This is a genomic window from Pseudomonas sp. R2-60-08W, assembly GCF_003852335.1.
Taxonomy (GTDB): domain Bacteria; phylum Pseudomonadota; class Gammaproteobacteria; order Pseudomonadales; family Pseudomonadaceae; genus Aquipseudomonas.
The window spans coordinates 5,156,156-5,174,394 of sequence record NZ_CP027731.1 but is presented as its reverse complement, the minus strand read 5'-3'; the positions used below and the strand labels follow the sequence as shown (position 1 = coordinate 5,174,394).

At 50.5% G+C, this 18,239-nt stretch carries 13 protein-coding genes; 3 read left to right on the top strand and 10 right to left on the bottom strand.

Translation table 11 applies throughout. The features are described 5' to 3' along the window. Nucleotides 1–482: 482 nt before the first annotated feature. From C4J90_RS23620 to C4J90_RS23575, 9 genes are all read right to left on the bottom strand, one after another. Nucleotides 483–1,913, bottom strand: coding sequence for a UvrD-helicase domain-containing protein (locus C4J90_RS23620; protein WP_124420949.1), 1,431 nt, complete (start codon nucleotides 1,911–1,913; stop codon nucleotides 483–485). Next, a complete protein-coding gene (locus C4J90_RS23615; RefSeq protein WP_124420948.1) occupies nucleotides 1,906–3,609 on the bottom strand; it encodes an ATP-dependent endonuclease in 1,704 nt (567 codons plus the stop codon). The genes C4J90_RS23620 and C4J90_RS23615 overlap by 8 nt, the downstream gene beginning before the upstream one ends. A gap of 630 nt (nucleotides 3,610–4,239) precedes the next feature. Further along, nucleotides 4,240–6,297: a CHAT domain-containing protein gene (locus tag C4J90_RS23610; protein ID WP_256658891.1), complete on the bottom strand. Its 2,058-nt coding sequence runs from the start codon at nucleotides 6,295–6,297 to the stop codon at nucleotides 4,240–4,242. Between the two features lie 187 nt (nucleotides 6,298–6,484). Next, nucleotides 6,485–8,152, bottom strand: a complete 1,668-nt coding sequence (locus C4J90_RS23600) for a hypothetical protein (protein ID WP_124420947.1) — start codon at nucleotides 8,150–8,152, stop codon at nucleotides 6,485–6,487. 425 nt (nucleotides 8,153–8,577) lie between these two features. Beyond that, on the bottom strand, nucleotides 8,578–9,414 hold the full coding sequence (locus C4J90_RS23595; protein ID WP_124420946.1) for a hypothetical protein: 837 nt from the start codon (nucleotides 9,412–9,414) through the stop codon (nucleotides 8,578–8,580). 138 nt (nucleotides 9,415–9,552) lie between these two features. Next, nucleotides 9,553–11,367: a hypothetical protein gene (locus C4J90_RS23590; protein ID WP_218567458.1), complete on the bottom strand. Its 1,815-nt coding sequence runs from the start codon at nucleotides 11,365–11,367 to the stop codon at nucleotides 9,553–9,555. Next, nucleotides 11,367–11,852 (bottom strand): ABC-three component system middle component 2, encoded by a 486-nt coding sequence (locus C4J90_RS27525; RefSeq protein WP_124420944.1) that lies wholly within the window; start codon nucleotides 11,850–11,852, stop codon nucleotides 11,367–11,369. Before C4J90_RS27525 ends, C4J90_RS23590 begins: the two co-directional genes overlap by 1 nt. Further along, the gene (locus C4J90_RS23580; RefSeq protein ID WP_124420943.1) at nucleotides 11,845–12,942 is read right to left on the bottom strand and encodes an ABC-three component system protein; all 1,098 of its coding nucleotides are present in this window, start codon (nucleotides 12,940–12,942) and stop codon (nucleotides 11,845–11,847) included. The genes C4J90_RS27525 and C4J90_RS23580 overlap by 8 nt, the downstream gene beginning before the upstream one ends. A gap of 408 nt (nucleotides 12,943–13,350) precedes the next feature. Then, nucleotides 13,351–14,151 (bottom strand): hypothetical protein, encoded by an 801-nt coding sequence (locus tag C4J90_RS23575; RefSeq protein ID WP_124420942.1) that lies wholly within the window; start codon nucleotides 14,149–14,151, stop codon nucleotides 13,351–13,353. 640 nt (nucleotides 14,152–14,791) lie between these two features. Between C4J90_RS23575 and tam the strand changes: the two genes are divergently transcribed. Continuing rightward, a complete protein-coding gene (tam, locus tag C4J90_RS23570; RefSeq protein ID WP_124420941.1) occupies nucleotides 14,792–15,553 on the top strand; it encodes a trans-aconitate 2-methyltransferase in 762 nt (253 codons plus the stop codon). A gap of 16 nt (nucleotides 15,554–15,569) precedes the next feature. Here the strand turns inward: tam and C4J90_RS23565 are convergent, their stop codons facing one another. After that, nucleotides 15,570–16,133: a cysteine hydrolase family protein gene (locus tag C4J90_RS23565; protein WP_124420940.1), complete on the bottom strand. Its 564-nt coding sequence runs from the start codon at nucleotides 16,131–16,133 to the stop codon at nucleotides 15,570–15,572. Nucleotides 16,134–16,382: 249 nt separating this feature from the next. Between C4J90_RS23565 and C4J90_RS23560 the strand changes: the two genes are divergently transcribed. Together C4J90_RS23560 and C4J90_RS23555 are read left to right on the top strand one after the other, a co-directional pair. Further along, on the top strand, nucleotides 16,383–17,492 hold the full coding sequence (locus C4J90_RS23560; protein ID WP_124364608.1) for a DUF3182 family protein: 1,110 nt from the start codon (nucleotides 16,383–16,385) through the stop codon (nucleotides 17,490–17,492). Further along, nucleotides 17,482–18,237, top strand: a complete 756-nt coding sequence (locus C4J90_RS23555) for a S9 family peptidase (protein WP_124364607.1) — start codon at nucleotides 17,482–17,484, stop codon at nucleotides 18,235–18,237. Before C4J90_RS23560 ends, C4J90_RS23555 begins: the two co-directional genes overlap by 11 nt. Nucleotides 18,238–18,239: the final 2 nt, after the last annotated feature.

Below are 18,239 nucleotides of genomic sequence, written 5' to 3'. Positions count from 1 at the left end.
CATCGTCGCTTCAGGGCAGGGTGAGGATAATTAGCTGTATTAATATACAGTGAAGGGCAGTGGCCGTTCAACGAGAGGGGGGCGTGTTGCAGGTGCGAGCGTGGAGCGCTTCGAGGCGTATAGATCCATAGTCGTCGAATTCCCGCACTGGCGAAGTCTGCCTCCAGACGCGCCCGAGCCTCCATCCGACAAAGCGCTAGGACCGCTCCTCGTGGATAGTTTCGGCGAAGCCGTTATCATAGTTTCCTTGGACTCCGTCGACCATCGACGCGAATGGTGTGTTAGCGAGCTGCGTCACTGATTCCCATAGCGTGTACTACGGGTTCGCGCACTGCGTAGCATAGGACTCGTGTTTGCGGAAAACACGACCATCTTTAACAACGGAGTGATCTGGCCAGGTGATACCGGGATTCGGGGCGATTCACTCTATCTGGACGGTATCAAACAAGTCTTAAGGCGTTCGCCATTTAGCCTGAGCAAATTCAGCTCGGGAGCACTGTTCTCAAACTGACGATTGTGAGCGTCTTTGCCCCGCGTGTGAGTGCAACATAAAGATCTTTTGGGGTCATGGTGTCCGCCTCTAAAATGATTGCATGTTGGTACTCCAAGCCTTTCACAAGTAGAGTTGTGCCTATGAGCTTCTTATATCGGACAGGTCTGCCAGTATGGCGAAAATCACGCTGGAAATTATTGGCACTTTCCATAAGTGTTTTTTCTGGATTGTCGACGTTGCTCTGTAGGACTTTAATCAATCTGTTAAGAAGGTCTCGGCGGTACGTCGACGTTTCTTTTACTTTTTGGATAGCTTGCAGGAAGGCTAGAAGATGAGCACTTGTCGCTGAGGAGAGAAATTTATTCGCAACTCTGAGAATTTGGGGGTGCTTGGTGGCTTGAGTAGCCTTTGCAACTTCACCTCGTTTAGTCCCAGTAGTCAATACTCCTTCTACCCCTGTCATACACTTTTTAGTGAATTCAATTGCCAGGATCATTTTTTTGCTTAGTGTTTTTGCCGCTTCGATCTTTTTGATGAATCTAAATAAGTCTTTTCCTTCCACCTCCTCGATGCTAGAGAATTTTCCGGCTAAAGCCTGCGCAAGCTTGTGTGCTTTATTCTTGGACTTTTGATCTCCGGAGTATATTGCAATCACAGAGTCTTCATCGTTCAAAAACTTATACAGGAAATTAAGCCTCTTACGATCTGCGAAGTCATTTAGGTCCACTGAAATGCGGGTGATACCCCTTGGTAACGGCGCCTGAATTGAAAACTGTTCGTTCGTGCGAAGCCTAGTCCCGATGTTGTCTAGCCATTGACCTAGTTCCGGTGCTTTCGCCAGTTGCCAGCGCCAAGGTATACTCAGCTCCCCCAGCTTTTGATATTGGGGATATATATGTTTTTCCCATTCAACAGGCTGATTGGCAAAATCAAAAATCGCTTGTAGTGGGTCGCCCAATATCCTGCAAGGTAAAACTCTAGCGATCCCTTCGACGAGCATATGCTGCTGTACCGAACAGTCTTGGTACTCATCGACATATAAGCCTGAGTAAGAGCTTCCCAATAATTTTTTAATGAACGGCCTGTCCAATAAAGGTGCACATGCTAAGTAAAGTTTGTCCCAATCTTCGTCGTCGGGGTACTCAACGGACCACTTGGACGTAGCGGGGAAACTAAGGCACATGCGCAGAGCCCAGCTTGCGATGGTATCTACTTGGTAGAGCGATGACGGAACCGCCAACTGCTGCATCTTCTTTTTGAGGGAGCTTACTCCAGCATAGGTATGTGTTAGGACCAACTGCCGATGGGTAGCGGCACCCACTGCCATGGCTATTAGGTGGGTCTTACCATAACCCGCAGGTGCTATGACATACCCTTTCTTTTGAGTCTCGGCCAGTATCGTGTGCAGATTTTCAGTCATGATCAGCCCACGCGCGAACCTGTAACAGTTTTTTGCCAAGATCGCTTAGCACGAATTTAGCATCGGAAAAAGCGTCAGCAATCACTTCTACCCAGGCCTCGCCACCAGTGATGGACTTGAACCATGCGGAGCTTTTGGCCGCGTCACCTATAGCTTGACGCAACTCCGGTGAGTCTTGCCATTCCATCAGATCCTGGGGCTGGGCAATAGCAAGTTTAGATCGCACGTTATCACGAACAGGATTGCCTGATTCTTCGGCAAGTTTTAAGCTTGCCTTAACGTATTTCCATGGCAAGTCGAACATTGCTCTTTGCTCCAAGGCTAGCTGCTCTGACCACACCATTACTGATACGCCATTTACTTCTAAGTCATGGCTGTCTTTGTCCGAAAAGTCCTTTGGCGCATCGCCATCAGCGATAACGCAGACCTGATATCCCAATTTTTTAAACGCCATTGCTAGGCCTTTGACCTTGCTAGCTCCCTTGGCGTCAAGAACCGCCGTGCCCAAGTATGAGAAAGCGTCCAAGTCTTGGCCGAGCCAATAGTCGTCCAGCCCTCGTAGGAACCCGACCTCAGTGGCCCCCTCGCAAACTACAATCTTCTTAGACAGAAATGCTTCAGCACTCGATCTGATATGTCCCTGGACATTTAGCTCGGATAGTTCTAGGGAGTTTGTGTTCACGACTGTCACCATATCTACCAGACGATGAACGATGTGGAGATCTGAAGTGCTAAGTTCTCTTAATACTGATGGTGAGTGCGTGGTTATAAAGTACTGTCCGGTTTTGTCATCTTTGATGTATTTAACTAACCGAGCGATCCGGTGTGGCTCAAGACCTATTTCAAGCTCGTCAAAAAGGGTAACGTGATTCTTCTGAAGGTTTTCTTTCTGAATGCCGCACATTAGCATTCGTCTAGAGCCTAACCCTAATTGCCTCAATGGCATCTCACCGTCATGTAGGCTTAGGCCACCTACTCGGATGTTGATAGAAGCCGTATCCAGATGCGCTTGATAGTTTTGATGGATAGGTACGCCCAGCCCTCTAGCCACGGCTTCAGATTTGGTGGCGGCGGCGTCAAACTTGACCAAGGCGTTTGCTCGTTCACCATCTAATGATCCGCGTGCAGCACGGCTGGCGTCGACTAGGGATTCCGCAAGGTTGTCTGACTCAGTAATTCTGGCCAGAGCGCTACCTGCCCCCCAGGTGAGGTGTTTCTCGCTATATGAGCCTATGATCCCTACGTTGAGCTTCGCCCGGTCTGTCGCCCGGAAATCGACTCCGTCAATGTTACGGTCAGCTTTTATTTTCCACTTTGGCTCCAAATCCCGCCCTACGGTTAGATTAGCGCTCAGTACAATCTCGTCGTTGTCTTCAGGCTCATCATTCAGCTTGGATTTCGCTGCGTCCCAGCCTTGCAAAAGTCCTCCATATTTTTGTATGGACAAAAACTCATTCGGTATCTCTCCGAAAACCACGGTGATGTCTATTGGATCGTTAACGTTGCACAGGTGAAAGTCTGAGTCGTTAAAGGATAGGTTCCATTGAGGATGAAAAATGCAACGTATGCCTTCAAGTATTGTTGTCTTTGCAGAGTCTCCTTTCCCGATCAAACAAACTATTCGTTCATCAGGTACATTCCAATCGAGGAGCTTGATGCCTCGAAAATTTCGAATGACAATTTTCCTAATCTTCACTTCGCCTCCGCTAGCTTTAATTTCTGTTTAAAGCAGCTTAGCTGAGGTACGAGCCGTCGTAATATCAAAGTGATGCCGGGTGCCCCTAACGGCTGTACGGTGACGTGGTCACTGGCCCCTGCGTTCACACTGCGCGTCGTGACTTGTGATATCGAGTCATGCAGCGTGAGAGTGAGATCCAAGCTGGATGGCGGTTGCCTGGAGCCTTCCTAAGAGCAGATATGGTCACCGTAGCAAAGGTTCGCGACGAAGCGATCCCTCTTGGGCACCGCGAACAACGTATCCATACGATGTTCCGTTACGGGGAGTGACGTCGAAGGGCATTACGTTAAGACAGATGCGGAGGCTGCCTGGATGGCTATGAAGCTAAATAAGCGGCCTCTAGGCCATGAGGAGGGTAAGGGCCGGTGAACACTCTTTTCGAGCCGGCCCATAAGGACGATTGTGTCCGCGTATTTTAAGCGAGCGCAATTACCCTGAACCTCAGGACCGTCATGCACTAACGTACAGTTTGTGTCTGTCATCGATGAAATTCTAATGTTTCGAGAAAGCCATCCTGAGACAAGGAGTTGATGACATTCTTTTACTCACCCAGTTTGTTAGCAGATGCCAGAGATGAGCCTCTGGAACTTATTGATAAAAGGCCGCCGATCCGTAGAACTCAATCGATGAGTAATCGTCCTCTTTACGACTAAGCTGTTGGATGAGTTCGAATCCGTCACCTATCTTGGATGTTAAGTCCTCAGCTATCGCGCATGTTGTTTTTCGGACTGAGAGCACTGCAAGCTTATACGCCTCAAAAAATGACGTGCCCTCTGCTATGTGGTATGCGAGGTATGCTCCGAATGCGGCAGCTGGGTAACCTTGTACAGGCCATAGATGAGAGATTGTCGCTTGATCGGCGCAGGCTAAACCTGGTGCCAGTCCGATTTTAGGGAGGTATCCTCTTTCTTCAAAACGCGCTCCGTCGCAAATGTTTAAAAACAGCAGGCGGCGCTCTTCCCCAATGGGTGCCTTATTCCAAAGATCCGCCAAAGAAACGGACCTGCCTTCTGCAACGTGCATAGTTACCTTTTTAGGAGACCAGTGATCGTAGGTACCGTGGGATGCGACCCATATCACGTCATAAAGATCGTCTCCATAGACAGTGGTAAAATCTCGTTGCGCTGACTCTTCAAAGCAAACTACTTCAACTATGGCTTCAGCTCTTTCAAAGATTTTTTTGATCGCCTCAGCTTCAAGTTCTTCTGTAAGGCTTCCGCCACCGCACCATATCAATACGTTCTTCGGTTTTCTATCGGGTTTTGGGATAGAAAAGGATGAGGCAATCGGCCATGTTTTCCCCCATTCTTTAAGCTGGATCGCCTGCACCGGATTGCACTCATTGTCTAAAATTAACTGATACAACGGCTCCGAATTGAACAAGTAACGACTTGGGCAATAACCTTTTTTCATTGCGGATTCGTAATCTGTGGAGTCGCCATACATGGGTATCCCAATACGCTCCGGAATTCTTAATCCTGAATTATCAGCGTAAGCGATTGACTTTGCCACACCAAGAAATTTGTTGCTCGCATGTACTAGACCTTCGAGAAGCGCCTGAGAATCCCGATATATGAATGTTTTTTCAGAACCCACCACTGACGAGTAGCCGTGCTCTCCAAATGGTATGGAAATATACAGGTGTTTTGCATTGAGACTGAATTCATCTGACGGTAATTGATACCAGAGCCGTAGGCCCTGAAGTGTTAGTTCAGTATCGGGGGCGTCAATAGTTTTGACGATAAAAGGCTGTATTGCACCGCTTCGTATGGCAGCATCTCGGAAAAATGCGATCTCTTCCAGCTGCGATTTCAAGTGCCGTTGTACCAAGTCTATCTGACTGAGCAGCGTGGTAGGATCTCCATCTTCAGTGCCTGCGTAGACTGTCGATAGCAGTTGTACCTTATGTGCGTCAGCTAGGGAGTCGGCACATTCAGCAAGCGCTTTTTGCGCCCATTTAGATGAAGCTTTGCTTGAATAAAAGCCAGCTGATGTAGACAAACCAGAGTAAAGCAGAGCGCGAAATTGGTTAGGAAGTGATTCATTTTCAGAGATAGACTCAAGTTGAGGTACGAATACCTTAGCCAATTCGGGGGCCTCTTTTGCGGCCCAACACGCTAGATTTAATCCAAGAAAAACCTCAGAAAGATGAATATGCTGAGCGGGCGTATTCATTGTTTTCTTAAAGCTTAAAGTTGCGCTGATCCAAAGATCTCGCGCAATATCATTCATCGCTGTCCGCTCTCGGGCGTAAAAGTAAAATGCCCCAAAAAATTTTACCATTGTGGGCATGAATCCAGGCCAGCTTATGAGTGTTGGGGATGAATAAAAATCGACTATTCTGCCAATGTGTAGTTCCTTGGTATGACTTTCCACCAAGTCTTCAGAAAATGCCCAACCAATCCAGTCTCCCATTTCAGTCAATTCATAACTTTCGTAAGCGTTGTAAAGCGCCTCGGTTGCGAAAATGAATTGGGCAAAGCATGGCATTAAGCGGAGATCAGCTGGCATGTTCTGTTGACGTTCTATCAAAAGAAAAATAATTCGCTGGGCCTCGTTATGGGAGATCGACACGGCCAGACGCGCATCACGAAAAGCGCTGTCCAGAAACTGATGCGAGTTTTTTAAGGCTTGTTCAACTTCCATAATGTCACCTTCCTTTAAAACTGGTAATAAAGATCTGGGCCTGCGGTTATGAACACCTGCTTTTAGAGCGCATACCCCATGAGTACCCGTGTTACTGAAAGGCCATTTGGTGCCAAGCCTCCTTCGGAAGCTAACATTTGCTATTTCATATCGGCCGGAAGTCGGACGGCAAAGTGCTGAGTCTTCCTTAGCGTTCGGGATTCACAGAAACGCACATTGCGGCCTCGGCCGATGTAGGCAATGCAGGAAGTGGCGGCGGAGTGGCAGGGGTTGCCAAGCGGTGCTTAGCTGCTCGATCCTCCCTGCGCTGTTGTCGTCTCTTCTCGGCCTCGAATTCCTGCATAGGATGTCTAACGAAATGTTGTTCATATGTCTTCAGCAGACCGGCCTCCTTACTAGCCTTTGCTTCGGCGAGAACGTATTCAGCGTCGCGGATCTGAATCACCAGCTTGCTGCTCTCTTCCTGTCTAGCGCTCACGAGGGCTACTGCTTCCTCTGAAAACCTGCCACTAGTCCACAGCTCATAGCGCTGGGTCAGAGTTGCCCAGTCCGAATGAATTTTCGCAGCTCCCCTTAGGACAGGGATTCGCTTATCCAGCCATTTGATCACCTCTCTGTCGTCAAGGGTGCTCGCCGGATGGATACCCTTGCACTCAATGAAGATGACCTCATGATTTTTGCGTACCGCAAGAACGTCGATTTCGGCCTGTTTCCCCATAACGTCCTTCACGATGCGATTCATCTCTTGATCGTAGCCGGCGAACGTAGACCTAGCGATCTGTGCCACTGCAAATTCGAAAAGGCTCCCACGTAAGGAGTAGGACGCCCCCTCTATGCGGGATAGGTCGTTGAAGACTTTATCTAGTGCAGCTGGGCTTTCTATGAGCTTGGCTGTGTCGTTCAGCACATTGCATAAGTTTTTCAACGCAAGAGCTACGTCGTGGCCAAATAGGCTTTCAGTGGTCGCCGGGATTACGCCTTCACTTTTTAGCTGCGCAAATGCCTCGGTTTGATAGGCCTCAGCCACGAACACCTGAAGGCATCTGCCGACTTTCGGTAAGCTGCGGAGGGTGACGCATTTGTGCAGGAACGCGCCGATATCGTCAGGTGAGATCCATCCGTTTAGCGCTATATCGCAAACGAAAAAGCCAGGTTTCAAGGCTGTGCTGGTGTAAGTCCGCATTGGATGTAGGTAGGAGGGACCTGCCAGGTCCCAATTGAAAGTGCCGACCTTAGGTAACGATTCGCGATCCTCATCCTCCCTAGTCTCGACAGAATCATAGCTCACCATCCCAAGGTTTCTCGCCCAGTCCTTGACAGCCAGGAGCGTGACCTTCTCTGCGATTAGGCGGCCTTTCATTTTCCCCCACATGGATGGAATGTCCGACAGCTGCTCCCTATCGCATCGCATAATGGAAATCTGTCCAACTGGAAGATCAACTTCCTTCACCAGCCCAGCTTTAATCAATCGTTCCAGCAGGCTTTCGGCAGAGATGTGTCTTTTCTGCGCGATGGGAGCGCCGCACGCAATGAGGAAATGCGCCCGAGGCATCACGTTGTCGCGCAGTTCTAGCGCCCTCAAAGCCAAGTAATACGCGCTCCGCGTTTTCTTCAGAGCTTCCATCAGGTTGTGGAAAAAGTACGGGGAGCCATAACTTTGTTCTAGATACACAAAGCGAGCCCGGTGAGGAAAAACGATTTGACTCAGTTTGTTAATCCCATCACCGCCGCGTTCAACGCGTTTTCTGGCTGCCGTCGGATTCAAGCCATACCGCTGCTCTAGCAGTTTCGATAGGTCACTGCTCAGCATCGGTCCTTCGTGTTTGAGGAGATCCGCGATATGGCTGTCGGTCATGATGGGCACCTTAAATGTCACACAGCGCTATTTATACTACTTGTAAACAAGTGTAGGTCGAGTTTTCCCGATTCCGTACGCAGGCCCCGTAAAATAAGGCGCCCAGGGCGGCCATAATGAATTTTCCGTCAAAATGTCACAATAGGCGTTTACCGTGAGGTTTCAGTAGCTGAATATTTGCTTCTCGCAGGCTGGCTCATCAGGTGCTCACCTTTGCATTTCAGGAAAAGGGCCTAAGCTGAAGTGAGCCGCAGACCGCTATCAGCCGAAACAGACCTTGATGAAGGCCCGATATTGGAGGATGAAGGCGGCCAGGAACGCGTGGAATAGGTATAAATTCATGCTCACAAAAGCAGTGACGGCTTCTGCTTCAAGCAGAGTTATGGGCTCTCTGGTTAATTGTCGAGAAATCACTATTTGTTAAATTAGGAGCATTCAACCAGCGGCAATATATCGTGGTCGAAAATAGTGAGGGCTGTACGTCCGCAGGGTTTGTAGCCCACGACTCCTTCTAGAGGTTCGATGGTTCCGCCTACGGCGACAATGACGTACCTGAGGGTTGTCTCGCCGTGTGAAACCTGCCTAGCCGGTAGTGCATTCATTACCGACAACATCTGAGGGTTGGTCCGTTTGAGAAAGTTATTAAAGTTCCCAAACTGTGTTGGTATAGAACGCAACATTTGATGATTCATAAGGTCTTCAGGTTTCCAACTAGTCGAAGTGAAAGTTTCGGAAACAATGAAATTCGGAAGAAAATTGAGGACTGGTCGCTCATACGCCTGGAGCGCAGCGGTAACATCTACCACGTAGAACGGTGGAGCCACAACGATCGCATGAGCCGCAGTGAAAGAACCTACATCAAAGGTCCAGAAATGTTGAGTGGAGCGTTCAGCGCTGGCCGGGAAGTCAATGGTCAACGTTGTCGTCGCAACATAGTTCCAGATACCGAGGCGATCAAGCATCCGTCCGAGCATTCCAGAAACATCAACACATGCGCCTAGACGCCCATCTTTTTTTACCGCTGCAAATAGTACTTGGACGGCAATTTCAATTTTTCGCTTCGCTTCTGCCAAATAATTTGTATCGTAGGCGCGAGCTTCGACATAACGTGCATAGTTTTCCAAGTATCTTGGATCTTGTTCCTCATTTTTTAAAAAGTTGGGCTCGTCGTAAAATCCAGGCTTCCCGAAATCTATTTCATCTTTATGAAAAAGCTTCTCTAGCTGCTGCTCAAGAGTATTGTTGGATAGCTTCCATGGCATGGTTTAAGCCCTTCTAATATTATTTATCATGTTTATCACATTTCAGAGCGATACGATTAATTTTGCTAGTGATCCTAATATCGCAAAATCGTAGTAACTAACATGCCTTGAATGATTCTCGCGTAATTCGTAAAAATATCAAAGCAATCCCGCTCGTCCCTCGCTTGGATTATTAGTAAACACAGTTAGGTGCACTCCTTGGAGAGCATCCATAGGGGGGTGCTGGTTCTCAATAATTATGATTTGGCTGTCGCGGCTATGGTGTGTAATCAGATATTCGTAGAATTTTTCTTTAAGATCACTTCCCTTTAGAAGCAAGTCATCATCACCTTCTGGCTTGAAGTATGCTAAAAGTGGAGAGTCAAGCACTAGAAAACCAGGGTGGGGCAAAGAGTTTTCCTGCGCATATTCCAGTAGCCCAAGACTGACCGCGGCATGGGTAATGGACCGTAAGCCCTTACCGCGGCTACCCCGAGGTTTCCCGTCGATGATGAAGTCGCTTGAGCCTTTATCAAAGCTGACTATACATTCTCCTGGGAAATTCCACTCAGTGAGAATTGATGAGATTTTCATCGATAAAGAGTTACCGATGATCTCTGGAATACGGACTATTGAAGCTGTGTTGCCACTAGTTGAGGTTCCTTCTTTTTCAAGTAATGATTTTCGCTGGCTAAGCTGATCGATCCGCTCAAAGCTGCTAATTTTTTTTGATACATCTTGACGAAGTTCGACCAAGCTTTCAAAGCTAGCCTTTGTTTCGCCTGTTGCTGGCGAAAGCGCATCCCTCAATGATCTTTCAATCTCTTCATATTCTTTCTGGCTATTCAGTTGATTTCTTATAAGTTTCTCATGCTCTAACTGAAGTTCTTCAATAGTTCGAACGAGATCTGATTTTAGCTTTCCAATTTTAATCATTTCGGCGGAGGCTGCTTGTACAACCGAAGCTACGTCAGACTCTTCTTCATCCTCGAAGTGTTGATTACATGGTGCGGCACCGCACATGGAGCAATCAATCTTATCTACGTAAACCAGCAGTGATCCGCTTTCTACTATAGCTTCCAGTCGTTCAAGGTCCACATCGTAATGGTCGCGTAGAAGGTCAAATCTTGTAAGAAGATCAACAATTTCGTCTGTTCGCTCAGATCTTTCCCGTCGCTGGAGTATGTTGTGTTGGCGGTTTTTCAGAAGCTCAGCGAGAAGCTTTTCATTAAGAACAATGGATTGCCTCTGCACTTCTATGGAGGCACCTATTTTCTCCATTTGACTCACAAGGTCTACACGGTCAACAGTGCCGAGATCCGCAGTAATTTCGACTATCAAATCATTTAGTAAGGCGATTTTACCTGAGTTGTCGATTGATTTTACTGTTGGAGTATTGATAGCTGAGTCATCTACTCCAGTTAAAAGTAGTTTGACCGTCGCTAATTCTGATGTTTTCGTGGTGAATTGGCCGCCCCAGAATGGGGAGCCCTTGGAGACAATTTCCTCTTCCTGAACTATTACTAGTCGAGCAATGTTTCGAAAGCTCAAACTTTGCAGTGTCGATTTTGCACCACTTTTCAAGATTTTTTTATTGAGTAGCCCAAGCTTTTCTAGCAGAAATCCAGAGAGGTTGTCTGTGGTTCCATGAGAATGATTAGATTTTAATACAATCGATTGGTCTTGATCATTCTCGACAAGTTTGAAACCTCCTCCACTTAGCGCCCGTTGCAGACTCCATCGGTCGCCAGACCCCGATTCTATAGATAGGCTGATCCGATCATATTCTTTCACCTCATCAAAGGTTCTAAGTTCGGCCCCTCCCAGCATGTAATCAATCGCTTCGGCCAAATAGGATTTTCCAGTATCTGACGAGCCGCAGACGACGTTAACGCCTTCGAAAAAATCCACTTGGCTTTGGGCATTAGGTCCGGAAAACTGGACACATCTTAATTGAAAGGTGAACTCACTCATCACTCAGAGCCCCTCTGATCAAAAGTCTGGAACTCACTGGTCCATTTAAAGATACGGTGAGTTACCAATCGGACTTCATCTGTAGGAGTATTTCCATATACCTCATATGCCCATTTAGCTCTATCAATGAGCTTAATTGAGTAGCTTGTTATCAGAGACGATATGAATGGTCCTGCGGCGTCCGTTGCTATGTAACTAAAGCCGTCATATGACGCTATCCGGCTTAATAAACCACGCCTGACCATAAGCTTCAGCCCTGACTCTATCAAACCTCTCCGGACGAGGAGTTCCCCCCCTCTTAAAGGCAGCGGTGTATGAAGGCTACTGGGGCCGCTAGCATCTTCGGAATGCACTACTAAGTAGTCCATTTCTACTAGGCGCTGTAAGTCCATCGCCATTGGAAAGGCTGTGGTTAAAATCGCAAGAGATCTTACGCCGGTCTCCAGAGGACCATTGAAGGGGCTTCTCACCTTTACTTCACTCATTTTCGGGCACCCACGTAAGTCGATCATCATTTGCCAGTTGGTGACAAATCCCCTGACGATCTTGGGTTTTGAATGCTGATGCTAAGGGATTTGCTGAAGCAGCAATACTTGATGAGTGAGTGATAGTTGCCTTCATTCGTGCAAAGCCATCCGCATGATTATCCTCACAGACATCAACAACCCCATAGAATATCTCATCTTGCAATGCCGAAAATGTACCTTCGGGAACTGTGTCTCTTGAGAAATTTCTCAGAGACTCCGCGTGATAAAATCGTTCTCTTTGCCGAAGATAATCTCTTTTCAACGCACTAAAGGGCTCAAGGTCGGCCTCGTTACATATTTTGGTGCTTAGATGATGTGCATATGCGTCTAGTATTTGCCTGATGTAACGGCTCTCAGTGCCAGAGGGTATTGCTGGTGGTTTCAGCGAGTCGGGCCTAAAAGGTAGCCCTCCGCCAAATCTTACGGCATGGTAATGGGTATAACTATGATCGTTGATAAGCTCTACAATGGATTTTGACGAAAATATGGTGAAATCGAATTTATGGAAGTAATCAAACAGTTCTCCCGATAGACGAGTTTCCATCGTGGATGTTATCCCTGTCTTACAATATTTTTCCCAGTTGTCTTCCGTCTTGAATTGCAGTTCAGCAGGGTCGTTCAAGAGTTGCTCAAGGGTAGTGCCAATATCTTGAGATCCCACAAAATAGTGTTTGCGAGGCGGGATATATTTCCCTTTAAACGAGTAATAGATGATTTTGCCAATCTCTACCCAGATATCGCTAGGCCGAAGTGGGTGATCGTAGCGTTTGCATTGGTAGTTATCCCAAGGCCCTTTGAACCCATCCTGAGAGCAGATCCCTGCGATGTCCACGCCCAAGTCTCCCGAGCCACCAAAACGGCGGACTTTCGCGTATTCACTTTCCAGGCTACTCGCCCACTCCTCTACGAACTCCTCCCATTCATCTGGGCTGAAGCTTCTAACTCGAAGGGGCTTAGGTAGTGGGATACCACTTACAACATGCGTCGCGGATGCAGACGACGTGCGTCCCCTCGGGGCAATTTCTTGTAGATCGATGTCAGAGATCACTATGCTCGCCTGCCATGTTGGAGCAGTGGCACCTAGGTATCCAAGGTGCCGATTGTCTTTTTACTCCCCCGGTTTAACAATCGTCCGTGCGGGGTTGTCCGACGCTAGCAGAATGCCACTGTTCCGTCCACGACTACACGCAGCTTAGGCACCCTAGTAGAGCAAGCCCGAGAACTCGATATGCCATATTTACGACGAATTTCACTGAGTGTTTAGGGATTCACAGCAAGCCATGATCGTTCACGTGGGACCCAATCTAAACCCTAAGCCAGGCTCCCATTATCAGAGTCTTCCTTTGATTGTTGTCGGATTGATATGACGACTGTCGGAGGGCCGTGTTTTGCTGATTGTCGCTATCCACGACCGGCACTTTCAGTCAGACGCTGCGGCTTGAATCTACCCACGAATTTAGGGCGAACTCATTTTTCGGTCTTTTTCCATAGCTTTTTCAAACCATGCTGGCACGTTAAGAGTTTCGCTGCGAACCCTCGCTGGGATCATTCGCCAAAACTCCACAATAGCGCAGGAGAATTCTTCAAGCTGCTTATCAGTAACCAATAGGTGGGTGTGGTCTATCCACCTCATATCGGGAGTGTTTCCAAATGTAGACTGTATTCGCAAATATTCTGGGTGGCTGGCTTTTAGTTTTTTCAAAGAAAGGCCTTCACCATGTTTATACACATTCACTACGTATCGACACGCGCTTAGCTTTTGAAGGTAGCCTGCGCTACGCTTGGCAAGTTTCGAGATGTCTAATAGCTCGACAATTTCCTCGAATGTAGCCTTCCACAACATATCTGTGACGTTAGGACCTCTATGCCAGTGCTCAATTTCCTTCAAAAGCCACCGACGCAATTCTTTATCCCAGGCGTGATACATTCCAGCGACAATGCTTAGTCTGGTTTGGTCTCTCAGTTCACTCAGCAACCGGTAATACTCGACCCCTTCATGGTATGCATCTTCTGCGACGCTTCCGGGATCGTCTCGGTCGGGATCAAAATGCTGAGATTGTTTCTCCATCCAGTGCTCTGCTGCCTCTTCCGCCTCCTGCTCCATGTTATTGAATTGAGCAAGCAACTTATTTTTGCCTTGGTCGACATAAAAACGATGTTGTTCGATAACTGACTCTCGCCAGGGGCCCCAGATTTCAAAAAAGGTGATTGGGCGTGTTTGCTCGTTATATTCCAGGTCTTCCTGCGTGCTAGACATATACTAACTCCGAGATCGTGATACACAGGCTAGCTCTTATCAGGCATTACGCCTCTGAGTCCCAATTAAAAGTCACCATGGCATAGATGTGCAATACCCGATCTACCGCAGTAGGACGGAGAGATTTGCCTATCGAAAAGGATCAGGAAGCTGGCTAATTTGCGAGCGGGGCCGTTTCTGACTCCTAGCGGACAGTTATGTTAGGTCGACTTTGGTAGTGGCGGAAAGGGTGATGAACACTGCTGAGATAACACTGATTTTTTTGCGTGACGTACCGTCCGTTACGCGAAAACTCACCATTACACAAAGTCGAAATCATGGTTGATTTCTGAATTGACCAGCCATCTGCGGGAAAAAACGTAAAGCGTGATCTTTACAGCGATTTGTCAGATAAGCGTAAGTGGCACCGTTCGACCGAGGATGTCGTGTCGTTCTTTACGTTTTGCAGAATTCTGCGCTTACCAATTTCGCTGTGCCCCTCGTGGTGTAAGGGCTATAGAGAAATCTTATTTTTTTAAGCGGTTCTTATGTGAACTACCATTTTAAGGTCTGAGACCCAGAACCCCCAAAACCCCCGATAGCCCCTGGCATCGGGGGTTTTTTATGGGGCATGCTTAACCGCCAACGAAGGAGAACTGTGATGACCTGGTCCGCCAAGCAATACACGATGTTCGAGCAGCAACGCACGCGCCCCGTCCGCGACCTGGTGGCGGCGATTCCCAATACCGACGTGGGCACAGCCGTCGATTTGGGCTGTGGCCCTGGCAATTCTACCCAGGTGCTGGCCGAGCGCTTTCCCCATGCGCACATCACCGGCATGGACAGCTCCGACGACATGTTGATCGACGCGCGCAAACGCTTGCCGACGCTCAGCTTCGAATTGGCGGATATCGGCGCCTGGAGTCCGGCGCAGCAGTTCGACGTGATTCTCGCCAACGCGTCCCTGCAGTGGCTGCCTGACCACGCTACGCTCTACCCGCACTTGGTGCATCAACTGACCCCCGGCGGCACGCTGGCGGTACAGACGCCGGACAACCTCGACGAGCCTGCCCACCGGCTCGCCCGCGAAGTCGCGACGCAGGGGCCATGGGCTGCAAAGATCGGCGCGGTCAAGCATAACCAGCGGCATTCGGCGAGCTATTACTACGAGCTGCTGAGTCGGTACTGCACTACCGTCGATGTATGGCGCACCACCTACCAACACCCGCTGGCAGACCACGCGGCCGTGGTGGAGTGGTTCAAGGCTTCAGCGCTGCGACCCTTCCTGGCCCCCCTGAACGATGGCGAACAAGCCGCGTTCCTGCAGGAGTACCAGGCGCAGATTAGCCAGGCTTACCCAGCCCTGAGCGACGGCACCGTGTTGCTGCCATTCCCGCGCCTGTTCATCATCGCCACGCGCTAAGGTTACTCAGCGGCGGTCAAGCCACCGCCGCTTGGGCCTTCAGATAGTCATTTGTCGACACCACGCCCGCATACCCGAAGGCCAGCGACGCCATGTATGCGCCATGCACCTGGGCGGCGGGAATCACCTGCCCATTGAATTCCTGGTCGCGGGTCGCGCACGCATCGTGGATCACCGTGACCTTGTAGCCCAAGTCCGCTGCTGCCCGCACCACCGCATCGATGCACATATGGCTCATGCTGCCGACCATAACTACGTCGGTGATGCTGCGCTGTTCCAGCAACTCGCGCAGGTTGGTCTGGCGAAAAGCATTCACAAAATGCTTGAGCACCACCGGCTCATTGCCCTGGTTCAGCACTTTGGCATGCAGATGAGCACCTTCTGAGCCCGGCGTGAAGAACGGCGCGTCATCGCCTTCGAACTCGTGACGAACGTGAATCACGGTATCCCCGGCCTGACGAAAGGCCTGCAGCACTCGCGCAGCGTTGTCTGCGGCGGCCTCCACACCATCAAGCGGCCACTTGCCTTGGGGGAAGTAGTCGTTCTGGATATCGATCAGGATGAGTGCTTGCTTGGCCATGTGGATTGCCTCGTGATGGGTTGATAGGCCCAGTATCTTAGCTGGCGCCGTCGCCGGATATCGGGTGCGATTCATGTGAATCGTGCAGAACGCCGCGTACCCGCAGCAGCGTCGTGCAGAATGACGCAGGCTAACTGCTATTGCGTTTGCCCCAAGTGATTGATTTTAAAACGATCCTCCTCAGCCAGATATTGGCCTGATCCCTGCTACGCTTCCCCTACACACATGGCCGAATGCCAAGGGGGATGCATGACCCCAATTTCACCGGAAAAATGGGTAGTCGCTCACTCGACACGCGCTGGCGCACCCCAGCATGAAGTCGACACCAATCGCGCCCTGGCGCGCTGGTTGGCGCAGATACTGGGGCTCAAGTTCGGCGGCAGCTACGATCCACAGAAGCATGCCGGCCGCGACCTGTACCTGCTTCCCACACAAACTCTGGTGGGGGCGGCCCAGGCCCGCGCACTCAATATCAAAGGCCCGCAAGACCTGTGGGGCGGTTATGTCGATCACGGGTTCATCTGCACCAAAGCCATCAGTCATGGACTGTTGAGCCCTGAAGCCAAGGCGCCGGAGGGCTGGTCACCGTTGTTCAGTGAGCGGGTGCGCGACGTGGTGCTCGATGGCTTGAGTGTCTTCGCTATGGAGGATGCACGGCCCGCCGCCACGCGCTTGCTCTACAGCGGGCCGATTCGCTTGAAACCGGTGAACGCCTGCGCTGGGCGCGGCCAGCAAGTCATCCGCAGCCTCGACGAATTCGACGCCCTGTTGGCGCGTCCTGAGGCTGCCGGGATATTCGATGACGGCGTGGTGCTGGAACAAGACCTGCACGACGTGGTCACTCACAGTGTAGGCCAGAGCTTTATTGGCGATCAGGTGCTGAGCTACTGCGGCGAGCAATACCTGACCCGGGACGGGCAGGGCGAGGACGTTTATGGCGGCTCCCAACTGCTGGTGGTGCCCGGTGGCTATGATGATTTACTCACGCTGGACCTGCCCGACGATGTGCGTGAAGCCGTCAGGCAAGCGCAGGTCTTCGACAGAGCTGCCGACGAAGCCTACCCAGGCTTCTATGCCTCGCGGCGCAACTACGACATCGCCCAGGGCCTGGACAGCGACGGCCAGCGCCGCAGTGGCGTGCTCGAGCAATCCTGGCGCATGGGCGGGGCTAGCAGCGCGGAAGTCGCGGCGCTGCAGAGCTTTATCAACAACCCGAGCCTTACGGCGATCCGTGTGGCCTCGGTGGAAACCTACGTGGACCAGGCGCTGCCGGCGGATGCCATCGAGGTGTACCGAGGCCCGGCTGAAAACAGCGATTTTTTACTCAAATACGTGACGGTTGAGGCTTATGACGGCTAGAAGCGAGAGCATTGCGATCGATATAGACGACGAACAGATGAGTGGGACCTTCCTGAGCCCCAAATCCAAAGTGCCGGGCGTTTTGTTCGTGCATGGCTGGGGCGGGAGCCAGGAGCGCGACCTGGAACGGGCCAAAGGCATCGCGGGGCTCGGTTGCGTGTGTCTGACCTTCGACCTTCGCGGCCACGCCGGCACCGGGATCCCGCTGTCCCGCGTGACCCGTGAAGATAACCTGCGCGACCTGCTGGCCGCCTATGACCGCCTGCTGTCCCACCCGGCGATCGATACTTCGGCGGTGGCGGTGGTGGGCACCAGCTACGGCGGCTACCTGGCCGCCATCCTCACCTCATTGCGCCCGGTGCGCTGGCTGGCGTTGCGTGTGCCGGCGCTGTACCGCGACCAGGAATGGCTCAAGCCCAAGCGTGACCTGGATAAAGCTGACCTGATGGACTACCGCAGCACCCTGGTGCGTGCCGAAACCAATCGCGCCTTGCACGCCTGCGCGCAATTTACCGGCGATGTACTGATCGTCGAATCGGAAACCGACGACCACGTGCCCCACGCCACCATCATGAGTTACCGCGCTGCGTGCCAGCAAACCCATTCCCTGACCCACCGCATCATCGACGGCGCCGACCATTCATTGAGCGACCCGGTGTCACAACAGGCCTACACCTCGATCCTGGTGGACTGGATCACCGAGATGGTAGTGGGCGAACGGTTGAGCATCATTCAGTCGCAATAAGC